This window comes from Pseudomonas sp. C2.3V (assembly GCF_058536325.1).
The window spans coordinates 120,078-136,264 of sequence record NZ_JBZUBN010000002.1; the positions used below are offsets into that span (position 1 = coordinate 120,078).

Here is a 16,187-nt window from a genome sequence, read left to right on the forward strand (position 1 = left end):
TATGTCTGATCAGACCACGCCTAATCTGCCTCTGGATGACAAGCGTTTTGCTGAGGTAGCCAGTCTTATTTCAACCGCTCGCCAGCGAGCGGTTCAGGCCGTCAACATCGAGTTGATCGATTTGTATTGGCGGGTAGGGGCGTATATCAGCGCCAAGCTTGAAACCGCGGAGTGGGGAGATGGGGTCGTCGATCAGTTGGCGCGCTATCTTGCACAGACTCAACCCGGCTTGCGGGGTTTCACTCGCGCCAATCTGTTCAGAATGCGCCAGTTCTATGAAGCGTACCGTAACGAACCATCACTAGCCGCTCTGGTACGGCAGTTACCATGGACCCACAACCTCATTGTTCTCAGTCAGAGCAAGCGCCCCGAAGAGCGTGAGTTCTATTTACGGCTGGCCATGCAGGAACGGTGGTCCAGCCGTGAGTTGGAGCGGCAGTTCAAGTCTGCACTGTTTGAGCGCTCCGTTACGCAGCCTGCAAAAGTCTCGGCAGTGCTGAGACAAAGTCATCCTGAGGCGATGAGTGTGTTCAGGGATGCCTATATGGTCGAATTTCTTGGGCTTCCGGAGGGACATGCAGAGGCTGATTTGCACCACGGACTGCTGCAGCGACTCAGGGATTTTCTGATCGAACTCGGGCGGGATTTCTGCTTCGTCGGCTCCGAGTATCCCTTACAGGTGGGTGGACGGGATTTCGCGTTGGACCTGCTGTTCTTCCATCGGGGCCTGAACTGCTTGGTGGCCATGAGCTCAAGGTAGGCCGATTCGAGCCGGAATATCTGGGTAAACTCGAGTTCTACCTTGAGGCGCTGGACCGCACCGTACGCAAGGCGCATGAAAATCCGGCAATTGGTGTTCTGCTCTGTGCCAGCAAGGATGATGAAGTCGTTGAGTACGCGTTGAATCGATCTTTGTCGCCTGCGCTTGTAGCGGAATACCAGACCCATTTGCCCGACAAGAAGCTGTTGCAGGAAAAGCTGCATGAGTTTTATCGGTTGAATATTACTGGTGAATCAGGAAGCTGAGAGATATCGATAGGCGGTCCGTTGCCCTGGCTAGACCTTATAAAACGCTTTTAGCGCGCTAGTTAGCCTAACCACCTGTCGAGCCTTGCCAAAGGTTATGAATCAGATGGCCGACACGTTCTGAATAGAACAGGTTGCTGATTCGAAAACTCTTTTACGGCAAGTCCGCGGCGAGCCAGTAGAGATAGGCAACCATTCATTGCGCTGCTAAAGGTGTTCCGATGTCCAGGTCGATCCATAAGAAAGTCGCCTTGTTACGCAAGACCTTCTTTTATGTAGGTTGGTCTTTGTTCTGGCTGCTTGTGTGGGACATAGCTGTCACAGCAGAGGCCATGCTGTACGTAAAAGACCCGATTGACTTGCCACTCACGCCCCTGACATTGCTTTGTTCAGCATTGGTAGTGCTGATCAGCTTTCGTAATAGCAGTGCCTATAACCGCTGGTGGGAAGCGCGTACCTTGTGGGGCGCAATGGTCAATAGCTCTCGCAGTTTCGGCCGGCAGGTGATGACACTTATTGATGATGTGGGCGTAGGGCGTAATCGAGTAAAGATGGTTCTTCTGCTACGTCATATGGCCTATATCAATGCACTGCGCGCACATCTGAAGGGTACCTCATGCGCAGAGGCTGCGGGACCCTACCTGGCCCGGCACGAGTTATCAATGGCTGAAGGCAGTAGCAATTTCCCCAATGACATACTCAACAGCACCGCACAACTATTGGTCAGAGAGCTAAACCAGGGTCGCCTCGATAGTATCCGGTTGGCACGAATTGAATCGACTCTCGTGGATATGTCCAACTGCCAGGGCGGCATGGAACGCATTAACAACACGCCATTACCTTATCCCTATGTCTATTTTCCAAGACTTTTTACAACGCTCTTTTGCATCATCATGCCCATGGGGCTAGTCAGTACATTAGGCTGGTACACCCCTGTTGTTTCCTCTGTGGTAGGTTTCATGCTGCTCGCATTAGAGCGAATAGGAACCGAGCTTCAGGCACCTTTTGCCGACAGCCAGCACCAGATCGCCATGGATAGTCTGTGCACAACGATTGAAAAGAATCTGCGTTCTTTGCTCCAGGAAACGGCGGCGCATGTAGCGGAGGAGGATCTGGTAGAGGCTATCCGAACAGTGCGTGTAGAACCCGCTGCATCTGCAGAGACCAGTATCGTGAAATCTATCGCTAACCTGTAGGCAAACCGCCTCCTAGACTATGTTGCAGATGCTCGATAAATGTCCTCACTTTGGCTGAAAGGAAGCGGCGGTGAGGGTAAACAGCATAGAGAATGGGGGTGTAGCTGGTCTTCCACGCTTGCAGTAGCGGTACCAGGCGGCCAGCTTTTATGTCATCGCCAATGATGAAGCTTGGCTGCAGAATAATTCCATGACCTGCCAAGGCTGCAGTTCGCAAAACATCGCCGTTATTGGCCCGAAACATCCCGGATACCTTGACTCGTACTTCTTCTTCGTCGCGTTGAAAGAGCCATTCATTACCCTGGCGCGCGTACGTATAGTTGAGGCAGCGGTGTTGTCTGAGTTCCAGTGGATGCGCTGGCGTTCCATGCTGTTTCAGGTAGAGCGGTGAGGCACACACCACTACGTCGAGTACGGCCAGTTGACGTGCGACCAAGCTGGAGTCGTCGAGCTGGCCAATACGTACTGCCAGATCGAAACCTTCCTCTACAAGGTCAACGACTCGGTCATTTAGTTCAAGATCAACATATACCTCTGGGTATTGCTCCATGTATCGGGCAATTACCGGGGCCAGCTGCAGGATGCCAAAGGAGAACGGGGCATTGACCCGTAGCCGCCCCCGCGGATGCTGGACATCAGACTGCAGGGCTGTTTCCAGGTCATCAAACTCGGCCAGTAACGGAAGAATGCGCTCATAGAGTGCACGACCCGCATCGGTAAGGCTTAGCTTGCGTGTCGTCCGGTTAAGCAGTCTCGAATCGTATTTACGCTCAAGAAAGGCGATCAGTTTCGTAAGTCCCGAGCGGGACAGTTCAAGTCGATCAGCGGCCGCAGCGAATGACCCTAGTTCCACTACTTTGACGAAGGCAGATAGCGCAGAAAGCGTATCCATATCAATTTCCAAAATGTAAATAATTCATTTTTATTTACCCTATTTATCTCTAAAAGGGAAATACAAAGAATAGCGGTATCTGACCGACCGCACTTTTTTCTAAGGATTTAACGATGGATACTCGTACCGCTCCCTATGCCGCGCTCCTGTTGCGCTTAGCGCTAGGTATCATGTTTCTGGCCCACGGCCTTACAAAGCTGTTCGTTTTTACCTTGTCGGGTACCGCACAGTTCTTTGAATCGGTTGGTTTCCCAGGCGTGCTGGCCTATCCGGTTACGTTCTTCGAAATTCTGGCGGGTGCAATGCTGATACTGGGCATCCTGCCTCGCTGGGTTGCAGCCGTTGCGGCGGTACAATTACTGGCAGCCTCTTCCGTACACTTTGGAAATGGCTGGTCATTTACCGCAGCTGATGGCGGCTGGGAATATCCTGTTTTTCTGGCGGTCACGGCCGCTGCGTTGGCACTCCTGGGGCCTGGTGCCTTGGCTCTGAAGCCATCGCTTCGTAAGGATTAAGGTTCTAAACCGCGCTGCACCCTTGAAGAGAACACCATGAGCCGACTTCCTACGATTTTCATATCCCACGGTTCGCCAATGGAGGCATTGGATGCAGGGCGGGCAGGGCAGGCCTGGACGGAGCTTGCCGCGGCGTTACCACGTCCGCGAGCCATTGTGATGGTATCCGCTCATTTTTCGGCGCCATATCCAGTGCTCGGAACGACCGCGCAGCATGACACTATCCATGACTTTTATGGGTTTCCTCAGGCGCTTTATGCGCTGCGCTACAACGCGCCGGGTGAACCTGACCTGGCTTTTCAGCTGGCAGAGGCGTTGCAGGCTCAAGGGTTACCGGTACGTACTGATCCTAATCGCGGGCTGGATCATGGCGCGTGGGTGCCACTGCGTTACATGTATCCTGATGCCGATGTTCCAGTCGTCAACCTGTCCATTGATGAAAACAAGGGCCCTGCCTATCACTACCAGCTCGGTCAGGCATTAGCGTCATCATTGGCTGACGACGTACTTCTTATCGCGTCAGGCAGTCTGACACATAACTTGGGCGATTTTCGCAGGCCGCACCGGTCCGTTCCCCGCTACGTCACAGACTTTCAGGCATGGATGCAAGACCGCTTGAAGGCTCGAGATATAGCCGCTCTGCTGGGCTACCGTGAGCAGTCACTGGAGGGCGTCCAGGCTCACCCGAGTGATGAGCACTTGTTACCTCTTTTCGTTGCATTGGGTGCAGCGGGTGAGCAAAGCGAGGCACGCGTATGGTTCAGCGAGATAAACCATCAAATACTGGCGATGGATGTGTACCGGTTTGAGCGATCCGCTTGAGACACAGGTAAAAGAGCCCTCCGGCTGCAGGCTTTGCCTGATCTGGTGCAGCCTTTTTATTTTCTCGCTAATAAGGTAGGAAAAGTCAAAACGACTCTTTGAGCGTTTAGGCAATTGCCAAACCTTATCATTCACTAACGTCCAGGTTAGTGAGGATCAGCTCGGCGCATTCGCTTAGATCAGCGCTTGAGTACCTCTTGGTCGGATAACCCATGGCTTGATATTGAGTTCGAACAGTAAGACCGCCGGTATCGCAGAAGTTGAACAGCCCTAGGGTCATGGTCTCTAACCTTAGGCATAAACAATGAATAGTGGAGACAGGCATATGAATACCGACGGCCAAGACATTTCGAAAGCACAGGGTTCGGATCCGTTGGCACCTGGAGACGAGGTGGATCCAGACGGTGACGCTATTGCCAATGATGACTTCTCAGCACCACCTCATGAGGAAGGTACAAAACGCTGATGAGTTGTTGATGGGATACTAAATGGCCTAGCCGCAGCTGGGCCATTTAGCAATGGATGCTGATGTTGCTGCCACAACGGTATGAACAGCACCTCAAGCCACGCCTTTCAACACTTGAATCTGGAGACTTTCATGACCCGTGCCCTGCCGATACATGCTTCTACCCTTGACCCTGATCTAGCTGAAGACACTGTGCGTGATCAATGCTGACCCGTACTGCTGTCCCAAGACACTAATATTCAAAAAAAGTGAGCCTGTGCCAGAGAGCTATGGGGGATAGATGTCAAACGGAAACAACACTGCAAAATCGGAATGCCTGGAAGACGTAATCGATGGTGTTATTGAGCTGGGTAAAGAGAAAGATAAGGTATCGGTTGGTGATATCAAACGTGAGATAGGGCAGCGTAGTTATGGTCCTTTTTTATTCGTCCCGTCTATCATCGAAATCAGTCCGGTAGGCGGCGTACCGGGCGCATCTACTTTCTTTGCGCTGATCGTTGCGGTCTTCGCACTTCAGATGCTGTTTGGACGTAATCATTTCTGGATGCCTCAGTTCCTGGCTAAACGTTCTGTTAAAAGTCAGAAGATCGAGTCAGGCCTGAACAAGGTTCGTAAAGTCATACGAGGGCTGGACAAGGTCATCAGGCCGCGCCTCGGCTGGGCTACGCAGAAAACCTTTGTTCGTCTTATTGCGGCAATATGCCTGATATTGACAACCTCTGTACCTCCCCTGGAGTTCATACCATTTGCTAGTTTGGCTCCATTCTCGGCTATTTGTCTTTTTGGTCTTGGGTTGACAGCAAAGGATGGTGTGGTCGTCCTGTTAGGTATGGCTGTTTCGCTGATAGCGTTCTATTTAGCGATTACAGGTGTAGCAGGAGGATAAAGGCCCATTTAACGCCGCTGTAGAGGAACACGAGGTTCTTCAACGGATTCGTTAAGGACGTGTCAGCCCGCAAAATTTCCGGCTTTTTTGCAAACCACCTTTCTGGTGTACCAGACGTTAATTCTCAAACGTAACGAACGTCTACGCAGGTCTGAAATATATGTAATCAGGGAACGCCTCTGAAACCCTGGGAGTCGCAAGTTCTACAGTATCCACGGCATAGCTGCTGGCATATGAACCGGTTTCGATCATGATGGCGCCGTGTGCCTCGTGGATCGTTGGCCTTGGCATTCCATCCCCCTTAGATCAGGAGGCAAAATGAAAGCTGTCGTATTTCATGGTATCGGTGATATCCGGGTTGATGATGTGCCCGAACCCAACATTCAGGAGCCGACGGATGCCATTGTCAGGCTGACGGCTTCAGCCATCTGTGGCACTGATCTGCACTTCATACGCGGCAGCTTTTCCGGCATGAAAGAGGGCACCATTCTTGGACATGAAGGCGTTGGCGTTGTTGAAGCGCTGGGCAGCGATGTACGGAACCTGAAGGTCGGTGATCGGGTGATCATTCCTTCCACTATAGCCTGTGGAAGCTGTTCCTATTGCAGGGCTGGCTATTTTGCTCAGTGTGATGTGGCCAATCCAAATGGCAACCAGGCTGGTACGTCATTTTTTGGCGGTCCGGCAGCTACTGGTCCTTTCAATGGATTGCAGGCAGAAAAGGCCCGTATTCCCTACGCCAACATTGGCTTGATCAAGATTCCGGACGAAATTAACGATGAGCAGGCGATTGCCATGTCGGATATCTTCCCGACCGGCTACTTTGGAGCCGAGATGGCTGAAATCAAGGATGGTGACACCGTGGCGGTGTACGGCTGTGGTCCCGTAGGCCTTTTTGCCGTTGCCAGCGCCAAGCTGCTGGGCGCTGGACGTGTCTTTGCAATCGATTGTCTTGAGGACCGTTTGGAAAAGGCGCGCGAGTTGGGTGCTGAATGCATCAATTTCGACAAGGAAGATCCAGTACAGACCCTGGTGCGGCTAACCGGAGGGATCGGTGCCGATCGCGCAATTGATGCAGTTGGCATCGATGCCGTCCATGCACACAGTGGAAAAGCCGTCGAAAGTAGCGATATAAAAGGGCAGGAGCAGGAGGCTAAAGCTAATGCACCTGAGCAGAACCCGCAGAACGGTAATTGGGTTCCTGGTAATGCACCTAGCCAGGCACTGCAATGGGCTGTGGAAGGATTGGCCAAGGCCGGTACGCTTTCGATCATCGGAGTATATCCGCCCGAGTTTCGTGGATTCCCCATTGGCGCGGCGATGAACAAGAACCTGACGATCAACATGGGTAATTGCCATCACCGCAAATATATTCCCAAGCTGATTGATCTCACGTTGTCAGGCCGAATCGATCCGTCCAAGATCATTACCCAACACCAGCACCTGACGGATGCCTTGAGCGCTTTCAAAACCTTCGACAAGCGCAAAGAGGGATGGATCAAGGTGGAGTTGTTGCCACAATAGGTTACTTTCATTATGAGCTGGTCATTGTTTCAGGGCAGTGGCCAGCCGTTAAATAAGATGGATCCTTGCCCCGATCACATTGGTTTTGCTTGCCGGTATTGTCACCTGGACGTTTGGCTTGAATACGTAAATGAGGAGCGCTGGCTGGAGCCGTCAATTGGAGGACCAATTACGCTGTTGCTGGTAGGGCTGATGATCGTCTTTTGGCGCGCTTTCTCTTGGACGCATCATTTTCTACCCCTATTTGCTGTACTCGGTTGGTTCATAGTGACTTATGGGGCAATGATCGTTGCGTTGTACCCTTTGGTTATACCGCCCACTCTCACAATTTCGCAGGCCTCCTCGGCCCCTTTGAGCCAACTGCTTGTGCTAGGAGGCTTTGCTATTCTGATACCCGTTACGCTGGTGTATAGCACCTTTGGCTTCTGGGTTTTTCGTGGAAAGATCAGGCCAAAGAACCAGGTGCCTACAGGCGATAGCTAAGATGTGCGCCTATAAGCGCTAACTGTTTTTTTCAGTCATGTCGCAGCCTCCTGGAATAGGTGCCGGCCCAACCCGATCATCATCGGTATCAGCCTTATCTCCAGCCGGTGTATCAGGCGTTCCGCGTGGGCTTTGGTGTACTGGCTGATTACGTTCCTTGGTCATGACTACCTCACATGGCGAGTAGATAAGTTGTATTAATTGGAAAGGCCGCGGGTCTTGATGCTCAACCATACAGGCACCATTGGTCTGAATTCGGGAAAACTATCGCACCCTTTAAATGTACAGTGCCTAAACAAGGGTCATCATTAATCCTAGTAAGAGCCGCTAACAAAACCTTATTAAGAGAGCCCTGCAGCAGGCCAAGGATAAAAAATTTCAGCGAGTATCAAGCTTATGCTTGCCTATAAAAATGGGTTTTGTTAGCAGTTCTAAGTGGCCGCAGATTGTTGGAGATTATGTGGAGGGTATGGCGCTGCGCTGTAAGAGAGGCATGTTTTTCGATCGAGTATTGTAAACTTACATGGCTTGGTCTTAAGTAGGCTAGACAAGACGGCGACTGTTGAAAAGCAGTCTTCTCTTAGAGTCAGAGTGCAGTCGTATAGCACACAAAGGCAACGCATACAGAGAAAATCAACGTTAACTAATAACGGAATGCTTATAAAGCCTAAAGTAACTGTAGCGTAGTGCTAGGTAGAGAAGCACGTAAATCTATTCTAGGTAAACCAGCGGATACTATTAAAGAGAGCGGTTTTGACAAACTTTACACGTTTTCATCAAAGCTCTTAATAACCCGCCTAGCCGTTTTACGAACCTTGCTTTTTTTCATCTCGCTCATTGAGAACCAGCGACAGGCGGCTATTTCATTAAGCGGCTCAGGTACTTCTTTATCCTCTATGAAAGTCTTGAATATATAATGGCAAGTCCGGGTAAGCTCCATCCTGGCTAAATAGGTAAATTCACATTTCTGTAACCCCGTTTCCTCGCTTAACTCACGTATGGCTGCTGTATCAGGTGTCTCATTAATTTCTATTTTGCCGCCAGGTAGGTTCCATTTTGAGTCCGCCTTACGAACGAGCAAAACCTTGTCATCTCGCTTGCAGATTATGGTGGCTCGAGCCGGTATTGATTTATCCATCAGAGCACTACTTCTGCGTTACTAAGGCATATGATTTTTTCAGTTACTAAAGCAATGAACTGATAAATAGTTAATGGTTCCACAACTTATCTGCCGTTAGTCTGGTTGTCAGATCTAACATGGTTAGCCAAGCGCTCGAGTACCAGCCTCATTAAAACCTGACATCAGCTTCTGATAAGGATATTGTAAATAAATGCTGCTGCTTCGTTCAGATCATGGATATATCCGGATAGGCTGTCTGTCTATGTAAGTAAGCTAATGTTATTAGCGCTGCTCTTATGACTCATTTAAGACAACCTGGTAGCAGTTAGGAATGAATAGAGGATTTTAGGGACACTGATACCTAGTCTCAGGAAGGTTTCCTGAGCTGAAAGAGGAGCCATGCTCATGTTGGCAGTAAACTCATCTGGCAGCGCTCAGGAAGCCGTTGTCACTTTGTCTAATCGTGAGCACGCCCCGGAGCATGAAAAGCAATCGCATACCGAAATAGCAAGACGGGTCGCTATTCTCAGGCACAGTGTATTTGAAGGCGAATACGCCCCTCAGTTAGCCGCTGATAGACCCCTCTACTACGTTCCTTCGCAGACGATAGTAGGTGTGGAAGCTGCCAACGCGTTGAGCATAAAGACTGAAAGAGATCTCCTGGGTGGCGTTGTTCCTGAAGCCTTTATGGGTACAAAAGCGATTACTCATCCCCTTGTCAGCCCAGGTGCATATGCCCCAAAAGGATGGTCCTATGATCTTTGCAATCATCTAGAGGGCGTATGCCTGAACGGCTTTTCAGTCTTTAGCCAAGAGGATGCGCGAAAAGCAGCCAGGCGATTATTGGAAAAGGGGCCGTTTCGGATCAAACCTGTCAGGGCAACGGCAGGACGTGGGCAAATCGTAGTTTCCACACGTGCCCAGGCGGAGTCTGCTCTTGCAGAACAGGATAACGATGAATTGTCCCATTTCGGTCTGGTACTGGAAGAAGCGCTTGAGGATGTCACGACCCTAAGCGTTGGTCAGATAAAAATTGGTGATCACCTAGCTTCTTACTACGGTACTCAACGTCTGGTTCAGGACCACAACGGCTGCTGGGTCTATGGTGGGTCTGAGTTAATAGTAGTCAGGGGTGGTTTTGATGAACTCTGCGTGCACTCGCCCGACGCCTCGATAAAGCTTGCGATAGAGCAGGCTAGGCGATATGACGCAGCGGCTGCCATGTGTTATCCAGGCTTTTTTTCATCGCGCCGCAACTATGATGTTGTCCAAGGGCACAATATCTCTAACCAATGGGTTTCTGGCGTTCTTGAACAATCCTGGCGAATGGGTGGCGCAACGAGTGCGGAGATCCTCGCTCTTGAAGCATTTGCAGCCGACGACTCACTTCATATCCTCAAGGCCACGTCTCGAGAGTCCTATGACTACCATGAAAAGCCTTTTGCACAAGCCGTAGTCTTTTATCAAGGCCACGATCCCGAGATCGGTTTTATAACGAAAAGTGCGAGGCTAGAACCGTATGGCAACCCGTAGTGAACAGCTGGAGCTCCAAGTGGATGATGAACACATTGCTGGAACCTTCCTGACGCCCGATGCCAAGGTTCCCGGTGTTCTTTTCGTGCACGGTTGGGGAGGCAGTCAGCAACGTGACCTAGGCAGGGCCAAAGGAATAGCCGGCCTCGGCTGTGTATGCATGACTTTCGATATGCGTGGTCACGGTTTGACTCAAGACAAGCAGCAGCACATCACGCGTGAGGACAGTTTACGTGATGTACTTGCAGCTTATGATCGTCTGGCTAAACACCCTCAGGTGGACGCTGAGGCTATCGCTGTGGTCGGTACGAGTTATGGGGGGTACCTATCCGCCATCTTGACCTCAATGCGGCCTGTTAAATGGCTAGCCTTAAGAGTTCCGGCCTTATACCGTGACGAGGACTGGACGGTCCCTAAGCGGCAGCTCAACAAAGAGGATTTAAGCCACTATCGAAACAGCCGTATTCATTCCTCTGAAAATCGGGCGTTGGCTGCCTGCGCTCAATTCAAGGGTGATGTTCTGGTTGTCGAGTCTGAGCATGATGACTTTGTCCCCCATACGACCATCATGAATTACCGTGCGGCCTTTCAGCATACCCGCTCTCTGACACACCGGATTATAGAGGGTGCAGATCATGGTCTAAATGGAGAGACCTATCAGCAAGCCTATACCGCTATTCTCGTTAGCTGGGCAACCGAGATGATTGTTGGAGCTCGTGTCGGTGGTGGAATGCCCGGAGAATTGTCTGTAGCAAGCACAACTAGTCTGTAAGGGAGGCAGCATGGTATGGCCGGGGATATTTGCCAATGTCCGTAGCCTTAAGCGCAGAGTATAAGAGGGGATATAAGGGCTTTGTACTGCCCGTCACCGGTATTCTTCGGCTACCGGTGGCACAAAGAGAGCCCCTATATCAAGCAGCTCTACCGTTGCTTGAAGCGGTTTGCCCACTGCAGGGCAAAATCTTGTCGGTGAAATGCATTGACTGTCGCAGCACCTAAGAGCATGACAATCGCTCCTACCGTCGCCATTGCCATGTCTTTTTGCGAGTCCCATGGGTCCTGCTGGGCGCCTACAAATGCCTTAGCGGCATCGCCACCCAGATAGGCACCTCCGATCCATTCGATAAGCTCGTACACGGCCGACGACGAGAGTATGAGATTGAGCGTCAGGAAGTAGCTTAGAAGACCACGCACCGGGACTAGTCGCAGTAAACCCTCGCGGATAGGGTAAGCCAGCAGCAAGCCATAACTAAAGTGCACCAAGCGGTCGAATTGATTACGTTGAAACCCCATGGCCTCATCAAGCGTCTGGCCGGTTAATGCCTGCCACCAGGCATTGTATGGCACCTGAGCATATGTATAGTGAGCACCTACCTCATGAATGCAGAGAAACAGAAAAACCAGGCTGAATGAGGTACGTGAAAACATGAATTTCCGGTGGCTAATCGCTAGAACCAACACAAACAGCACGACAAGCAGATTTTCCATCAGCCAATCCCCCCGTTTAACGGGAGAAATCGCCAGTAAAACCCAGATCGCTCCAAATACAACCGTTAGCGTCAGGACGTACCGACGATACGAATCCTCTCTCATGAAAACTCCTGACAACGCCTAAATCAAAACAGTCGGAAACTGGATAATGCTGTCCACTCAGCGCTCCGAGTGCTTACCTACTTCTATACTGACGTGCTTAGACGCGTGAAGATTCCTTGAGAGGCGCCTTTCCATAAGCGGCTGATAACCCGTCCCTAATGCTCATGCATGCAGGTTTTGGCAAGCCGGAAGCAGTAAGCCATCCCGCGGGGTTTATCACCTCAGGCAGGCTTTAAGCCCATAGGATTAGATATCGTCTGACTTGGTGGAGGGTTGGTCATTTAGTGGGAGTATCCGCGGTAGCAGGAAAAAAATGCTTAGTGCTAGGAGGGTACAAAAGATAGCTGCCATTTCCCGGCCCGAACCCGCCGCCATGCCGATCGCAGCGGTCAACCAGATCCCGGCAGCGGTCGTCAGGCCCTTCACATGATTCAAGTCGTGGCCTTTTATTATTGTGCCTGCGCCAAGGAAGCCTATTCCTGTAACCAGTCCCTGTATGACACGACTAAGGTCGGTACTACCAACTCCCATCATCGAAGGAATGAGGACAAAGAGGGCTGAACCCAAGGCAACTAGCATATGGGTACGAATACCTGCCGCCTTGCCAGATTGTTCACGCTCTAAACCCAGTAGCCCTCCTAAAAAGGCTGCCAGCGTTAGGCGAAGCACAAGACGTGTTGTCTGCGCAGGATCAAGAAAGTCGGCGAACTCCTCACATAGAGTGGCCTTGATAATTTCCCAAGCATCGCTCATTACACATTCCTATATAAGGGCTGTTCCGGCCCCAACAAGCGGCGCTGAGTCTGCAAAGGAAATTTAGCTGCAGACGCATGCACTTTTCGCTTTTAACCGCCGTTAACGATCGTTTGTCAAACATAGAATTTACTTTACTGTTTATTCACGGAGAGCAAGAAATCGCACACTACGGCTATTAGGCGTAAGCACCAATACGTCCCGTGTTTTTCGATGGTACTCTTTTCAGGCGGAAAGACTGGTTCTAGAAACCGGGTTAAATCGCTTCGAGATCTGACCGCTACTGTTCCAAGAAACAAGCGGGATGTTGGTCTGCACGCATGTCGTTTGAACAGATTCCTGGGTTGGTCCTGGCCGCGCCAATTAAGCCAACGCTCAATATGACTGCACAAATGTTCCAGATTCAATCGGAAAGAGGCTGATACGATCCCAAGACGATCTGTTTGTTGCCGTCCATGATATCAAGGCGAAAGTCCTAACTATGACAGACGACAGGAAAAGCTGGGTTCACCTGAACCAGGACGCCGAAACCGGTATCGAGACCATTCGTGCTCATTTTGAGGGTCATGCCTATGATCCCCATTGGCATGACAGCTATCTTGTAGGGTTTACCGAGCAAGGCGTGCAGCAGTTCAGCTGCCGGAATGCGCTGCACGTCAGCACCCCTGGTAAGGTCTTCATGCTTGAGCCGGGTGAGATTCACGACGGCCATGCGCCGGCAGAGGGTGGGTTTACCTACTCCATGCTTTATCTGGAGCCGCAGTGGATCGAGCGTGAGCTGAGGATGTTGCATGAGGATGCGCCTGTACAATGCCTTCCCAGTTTTGGCGCGACACTGACCGATCAGACCGAACTCATGATCGCTATTGCCGATGCGTTCAAGGCGCTCGAATACAATGAGTTGAGAATAGTAAGGCAGACCGCGCTGGATCAATTGCTGATCAAGCTGACCGACCATGTGAAATGGCGAATGCGGGGAGCTTATGATCCCAGACTTCCGTTGGTGGCTTATCGCGTTCGAGATTATCTTCACGCTCACATGCAGGACGATGTAGGCCTGGATGAGCTTGCTAATACCGTAGGTGTGGATCGATTTCGCTTGACCCGAGCCTTCAAGGCCGCCTTTGGTTTGGCACCGCATGCTTACCTCATCCAGCTGCGACTCGCCAAGGCTCGTTTTATGTTGGCGAAAGGCGATCAACCGGCCGAGGTTGCCATGAGACTCGGTTTTGCGGATCAGAGCCACATGGGCCGTTGGTTCCGCCGCGCCTATGGGCTGACTCCAGCCAGCTACCGCAAGCGCTGCTCAAATCTTCCAGACGCCTCACGCAGCTAACACCACAATCGACTTCAGCCGTATAACTGTGGAGTCAATATGATGATTTCTGTGCCGTTCATTCTGTTCTCTCTGGTAGCCTCCATCACTCCAGGGCCTACCAACATCCTGGTGCTAAGTCACAGTGCCCGCTATGGATTCTGGAAGGCATTACCTATTGTGCTGGGTGGGTGTGCGGGCGCGGCCGGTATCGTGCTGGTAACAGGCGTGGGGATTGGCGAAAGCCTGACGAGCTACCCGTTGATCCAGCTCGTGATGAGCACTGCCGGCGTGCTGTGGTTGAGTTATCTGGCCTGGCAGATCTTTAGCAGCCCAGCCACGCCATTGAATGAGATGAGTGAGTCCATGGCCAATGACAAGCGCGTCGGGTTTGGCGGCGCGGCCGGGTTGCAGCTGATAAATCCAAAGACCTGGATGATGGCCATCGCCGTTATCAGCGTGTTTACGCAAGCAGGGTCAGACAAGGCCGCACAGGTGGTACAGCTGACATCTGTATTCTTTGCGATATCGATTCCGTGTCTGACGGCATGGGCAGTGCTGGGCGCAAGCGTTTCGCGCTGGCTCGATTCTGCCACCCGTGTCAGATACTTCAACCGTCTCATGGGCCTGCTGTTATTGGGATCGGCTTGGCTGAGCCTGCTTTGATGTTTGTCCCATAGTTAACTGTCTGGCCTAACTATGGCTGTCTTCATGTAGTACTTTCAGGATATTTGGCTCGAGCCAGCCAGCCCTTCCATAACCATTTTCTCTCATGAACATCCAGAGGAGCATCGAACGCGTGCAATGCTAGCCACTGGTTGAAACGCAGCTGTTCGAGTTCTTCGGCTGGCTTGCATACCGGCCCACCCAAAACCTGTTCGATATTGTTAAGCAGTGGGGCAGGTACCTGTTCGCGATACAGGCAAATCTGCTCTCTCAAGACATCCAGTGTGTAGGTGAGGATTTCCTTGTCAGAAAACTCAGGCACGGACATAAGATACCTCTTGCAGCATTGATCATTAAGCAAAAACGGTTAAATACGATCCGTCGCGATGTCACATGAAGCGGGTTAGTGCTGAGTCGTTAGTTGGGCAAGCAAAAGCCCCATTTCTTTTACCGGCACGCAGTAGTTCGGGTTACAGGCGCTAAGTTCATGAATAGCCGTGGTCGAGCTAATAGCCTGTCTTTGATCCTCTACGATGCAGATCCCCCGGCGCCTTTGATGGCGCGCAAGCCCTCGACGCCGTCTCGTCCCGATGCTGATAACACCGCGCCTATTGTACGCGGCCCAAATACCTTGGCTGCAGACGTGAACAGTTCATCTGCTGAGGCATGCTCATGCCTTGCACAGTCAAGCCGTTTAAGCCTGATCATGCCCTTGGGCTCTATAGTGACTTGATACCCAGGCGGAGTGAGATAGACGCAGTCCGCCACGAGTAACTCGCCGGGTGTGCATACTTTTACGGGAAGGAAGGTATAGCGTCCCATAAGCGTTACGAGCGCCTCTACAGGGCTGTCGGTTGCTACACGAAGCATCACAACGACACAGGTTTCCAGGCGGGAAGGAAACGTGCTGGCGAGCTGGCATAAGGCTCTAAGACCAGGAAGGGAGGAGGTAATAACTACAATGTTGTTGATTGAGCTCATCTTAAACTTCTCATGCAAAACGCTGTGAAAGCATGTCCTGATGAAAAGGTAACTCCGGCTTACTGCCCTCACGCTCCGTATGCGGCTGCGTACAGACGGAAAAACAACGGGAATAAAAAACTGTATCGCCGCGAGTACAACAACTTCGCCAACACACTAAACGCGGCGATACAGAGGAGCACACTTCATGAGCTATGACATCACTACAGAACAGGTTCAAATACAACCTGTATTCAATGGAAAGCTGGGTAAAAGATAAGTTGCAGAATTGCTAAGTTATTAAATTCTTTGAACTTTATTCAAATACAAGTTTTGCTAAGTAGATACCAGACGCTGATTAAGATAGCGCTTCGTTGGAACGGCGCAATTGTGCAGATTTGCTTTTTAATCTTCTACATGAAAATTGTACGTGTATA

The 16,187-nt window shown here is 51.1% G+C and carries 17 protein-coding genes and 1 pseudogene; 12 read left to right on the forward strand and 6 right to left on the reverse strand.

What is annotated here, in order from left to right:
• Nucleotide 1 precedes the first annotated feature (1 nt).
• Together AC4LF3_RS20385 and AC4LF3_RS20390 are read left to right on the forward strand one after the other, a co-directional pair.
• Nucleotides 2-1,026 (forward strand): annotated as a pseudogene (locus tag AC4LF3_RS20385) (PDDEXK nuclease domain-containing protein).
• Nucleotides 1,027-1,247: 221 nt separating this feature from the next.
• Nucleotides 1,248-2,222, forward strand: coding sequence for a bestrophin family protein (locus AC4LF3_RS20390; RefSeq protein ID WP_491836512.1), 975 nt, complete (start codon nt 1,248-1,250; stop codon nt 2,220-2,222).
• On the opposite strand, the gene AC4LF3_RS20395 is transcribed toward AC4LF3_RS20390, so the two are convergent.
• On the reverse strand, nt 2,212-3,114 hold the full coding sequence (locus AC4LF3_RS20395) for a LysR family transcriptional regulator (RefSeq protein WP_150346422.1): 903 nt from the start codon (nt 3,112-3,114) through the stop codon (nt 2,212-2,214). The genes AC4LF3_RS20390 and AC4LF3_RS20395 overlap by 11 nt on opposite strands.
• Before the next feature lie 113 nt (nt 3,115-3,227).
• On the opposite strand from AC4LF3_RS20395, the gene AC4LF3_RS20400 reads away from it, so the two are divergent.
• The 6 genes from AC4LF3_RS20400 to AC4LF3_RS20425 all read left to right on the forward strand — a co-directional run bounded on the left by AC4LF3_RS20400 (nt 3,228) and on the right by AC4LF3_RS20425 (nt 7,810).
• On the forward strand, nt 3,228-3,629 hold the full coding sequence (locus AC4LF3_RS20400; RefSeq protein WP_019363867.1) for a DoxX family protein: 402 nt from the start codon (nt 3,228-3,230) through the stop codon (nt 3,627-3,629).
• A 36-nt stretch (nt 3,630-3,665) separates the two neighbouring features.
• Nucleotides 3,666-4,451 carry a dioxygenase family protein gene (locus AC4LF3_RS20405; RefSeq protein ID WP_491836515.1) on the forward strand — a complete coding sequence of 262 codons (786 nt, stop codon included), beginning with the start codon at nt 3,666-3,668 and terminating at the stop codon, nt 4,449-4,451.
• 325 nt (nt 4,452-4,776) lie between these two features.
• A complete protein-coding gene (locus AC4LF3_RS20410; protein WP_313552442.1) occupies nt 4,777-4,917 on the forward strand; it encodes a hypothetical protein in 141 nt (46 codons plus the stop codon).
• Between the two features lie 280 nt (nt 4,918-5,197).
• Complete coding sequence (locus AC4LF3_RS20415; RefSeq protein ID WP_074830042.1) at nt 5,198-5,803, forward strand: exopolysaccharide biosynthesis protein; 606 nt, start codon at nt 5,198-5,200, stop codon at nt 5,801-5,803.
• 318 nt (nt 5,804-6,121) lie between these two features.
• Entirely contained in the window at nt 6,122-7,327 is a 1,206-nt protein-coding gene (locus tag AC4LF3_RS20420) for a zinc-dependent alcohol dehydrogenase (protein WP_491836518.1), read from the forward strand.
• A 57-nt stretch (nt 7,328-7,384) separates the two neighbouring features.
• Nucleotides 7,385-7,810: a cytochrome d ubiquinol oxidase subunit II gene (locus tag AC4LF3_RS20425; RefSeq protein WP_491836846.1), complete on the forward strand. Its 426-nt coding sequence runs from the start codon at nt 7,385-7,387 to the stop codon at nt 7,808-7,810.
• Nucleotides 7,811-8,573: 763 nt separating this feature from the next.
• On the opposite strand, the gene AC4LF3_RS20430 is transcribed toward AC4LF3_RS20425, so the two are convergent.
• Nucleotides 8,574-8,948, reverse strand: coding sequence for an NUDIX hydrolase (locus AC4LF3_RS20430; protein WP_286788538.1), 375 nt, complete (start codon nt 8,946-8,948; stop codon nt 8,574-8,576).
• Nucleotides 8,949-9,335: 387 nt separating this feature from the next.
• Between AC4LF3_RS20430 and AC4LF3_RS20435 the strand changes: the two genes are divergently transcribed.
• Both AC4LF3_RS20435 and AC4LF3_RS20440 read left to right on the forward strand, forming a co-directional pair.
• Nucleotides 9,336-10,463 carry a DUF3182 family protein gene (locus AC4LF3_RS20435; protein ID WP_286788537.1) on the forward strand — a complete coding sequence of 376 codons (1,128 nt, stop codon included), beginning with the start codon at nt 9,336-9,338 and terminating at the stop codon, nt 10,461-10,463.
• Nucleotides 10,450-11,235 (forward strand): alpha/beta hydrolase family protein, encoded by a 786-nt coding sequence (locus tag AC4LF3_RS20440; RefSeq protein WP_286788536.1) that lies wholly within the window; start codon nt 10,450-10,452, stop codon nt 11,233-11,235. Before AC4LF3_RS20435 ends, AC4LF3_RS20440 begins: the two co-directional genes overlap by 14 nt.
• Nucleotides 11,236-11,384: 149 nt before the next feature.
• Here AC4LF3_RS20440 and AC4LF3_RS20445 read toward each other — a convergent pair whose 3' ends face one another.
• Both AC4LF3_RS20445 and AC4LF3_RS20450 read right to left on the reverse strand, forming a co-directional pair.
• The gene (locus AC4LF3_RS20445) at nt 11,385-12,056 is read right to left on the reverse strand and encodes a DUF2238 domain-containing protein (protein ID WP_491836521.1); all 672 of its coding nucleotides are present in this window, start codon (nt 12,054-12,056) and stop codon (nt 11,385-11,387) included.
• Between the two features lie 246 nt (nt 12,057-12,302).
• Nucleotides 12,303-12,809 (reverse strand): MgtC/SapB family protein, encoded by a 507-nt coding sequence (locus tag AC4LF3_RS20450; RefSeq protein WP_181123504.1) that lies wholly within the window; start codon nt 12,807-12,809, stop codon nt 12,303-12,305.
• 481 nt (nt 12,810-13,290) lie between these two features.
• Here AC4LF3_RS20450 and AC4LF3_RS20455 point away from each other — a divergent pair, with 481 nt between their 5' ends.
• Both AC4LF3_RS20455 and AC4LF3_RS20460 read left to right on the forward strand, forming a co-directional pair.
• Nucleotides 13,291-14,145 (forward strand): AraC family transcriptional regulator, encoded by an 855-nt coding sequence (locus AC4LF3_RS20455; protein WP_010798525.1) that lies wholly within the window; start codon nt 13,291-13,293, stop codon nt 14,143-14,145.
• A 39-nt stretch (nt 14,146-14,184) separates the two neighbouring features.
• Nucleotides 14,185-14,790: a LysE family translocator gene (locus AC4LF3_RS20460; protein WP_019363863.1), complete on the forward strand. Its 606-nt coding sequence runs from the start codon at nt 14,185-14,187 to the stop codon at nt 14,788-14,790.
• A 43-nt stretch (nt 14,791-14,833) separates the two neighbouring features.
• Here the strand turns inward: AC4LF3_RS20460 and AC4LF3_RS20465 are convergent, their stop codons facing one another.
• The gene (locus AC4LF3_RS20465; protein ID WP_019363862.1) at nt 14,834-15,118 is read right to left on the reverse strand and encodes a hypothetical protein; all 285 of its coding nucleotides are present in this window, start codon (nt 15,116-15,118) and stop codon (nt 14,834-14,836) included.
• A 200-nt stretch (nt 15,119-15,318) separates the two neighbouring features.
• The gene (locus AC4LF3_RS20470) at nt 15,319-15,771 is read right to left on the reverse strand and encodes a chemotaxis protein CheB (RefSeq protein ID WP_491836524.1); all 453 of its coding nucleotides are present in this window, start codon (nt 15,769-15,771) and stop codon (nt 15,319-15,321) included.
• Nucleotides 15,772-16,187 lie beyond the last annotated feature (416 nt).

Bases quoted from the DNA above. Each gene is read 5' to 3' on its own strand.
- AC4LF3_RS20390 (WP_491836512.1), top strand. From the start codon at position 1,248: ATGTCCAGGTCGATCCATAAGAAAGTCGCCTTGTTACGCAAGACCTTC.
- AC4LF3_RS20395 (WP_150346422.1), bottom strand. From the start codon at position 3,114: ATGGATACGCTTTCTGCGCTATCTGCCTTCGTCAAAGTAGTGGAACTA.
- AC4LF3_RS20400 (WP_019363867.1), top strand. From the start codon at position 3,228: ATGGATACTCGTACCGCTCCCTATGCCGCGCTCCTGTTGCGCTTAGCG.
- AC4LF3_RS20405 (WP_491836515.1), top strand. From the start codon at position 3,666: ATGAGCCGACTTCCTACGATTTTCATATCCCACGGTTCGCCAATGGAG.
- AC4LF3_RS20410 (WP_313552442.1), top strand. From the start codon at position 4,777: ATGAATACCGACGGCCAAGACATTTCGAAAGCACAGGGTTCGGATCCG.
- AC4LF3_RS20415 (WP_074830042.1), top strand. From the start codon at position 5,198: ATGTCAAACGGAAACAACACTGCAAAATCGGAATGCCTGGAAGACGTA.
- AC4LF3_RS20420 (WP_491836518.1), top strand. From the start codon at position 6,122: ATGAAAGCTGTCGTATTTCATGGTATCGGTGATATCCGGGTTGATGAT.
- AC4LF3_RS20425 (WP_491836846.1), top strand. From the start codon at position 7,385: ATGGATCCTTGCCCCGATCACATTGGTTTTGCTTGCCGGTATTGTCAC.
- AC4LF3_RS20430 (WP_286788538.1), bottom strand. From the start codon at position 8,948: ATGGATAAATCAATACCGGCTCGAGCCACCATAATCTGCAAGCGAGAT.
- AC4LF3_RS20435 (WP_286788537.1), top strand. From the start codon at position 9,336: ATGTTGGCAGTAAACTCATCTGGCAGCGCTCAGGAAGCCGTTGTCACT.
- AC4LF3_RS20440 (WP_286788536.1), top strand. From the start codon at position 10,450: ATGGCAACCCGTAGTGAACAGCTGGAGCTCCAAGTGGATGATGAACAC.
- AC4LF3_RS20445 (WP_491836521.1), bottom strand. From the start codon at position 12,056: ATGAGAGAGGATTCGTATCGTCGGTACGTCCTGACGCTAACGGTTGTA.
- AC4LF3_RS20450 (WP_181123504.1), bottom strand. From the start codon at position 12,809: ATGAGCGATGCTTGGGAAATTATCAAGGCCACTCTATGTGAGGAGTTC.
- AC4LF3_RS20455 (WP_010798525.1), top strand. From the start codon at position 13,291: ATGACAGACGACAGGAAAAGCTGGGTTCACCTGAACCAGGACGCCGAA.
- AC4LF3_RS20460 (WP_019363863.1), top strand. From the start codon at position 14,185: ATGATGATTTCTGTGCCGTTCATTCTGTTCTCTCTGGTAGCCTCCATC.
- AC4LF3_RS20465 (WP_019363862.1), bottom strand. From the start codon at position 15,118: ATGTCCGTGCCTGAGTTTTCTGACAAGGAAATCCTCACCTACACACTG.
- AC4LF3_RS20470 (WP_491836524.1), bottom strand. From the start codon at position 15,771: ATGAGCTCAATCAACAACATTGTAGTTATTACCTCCTCCCTTCCTGGT.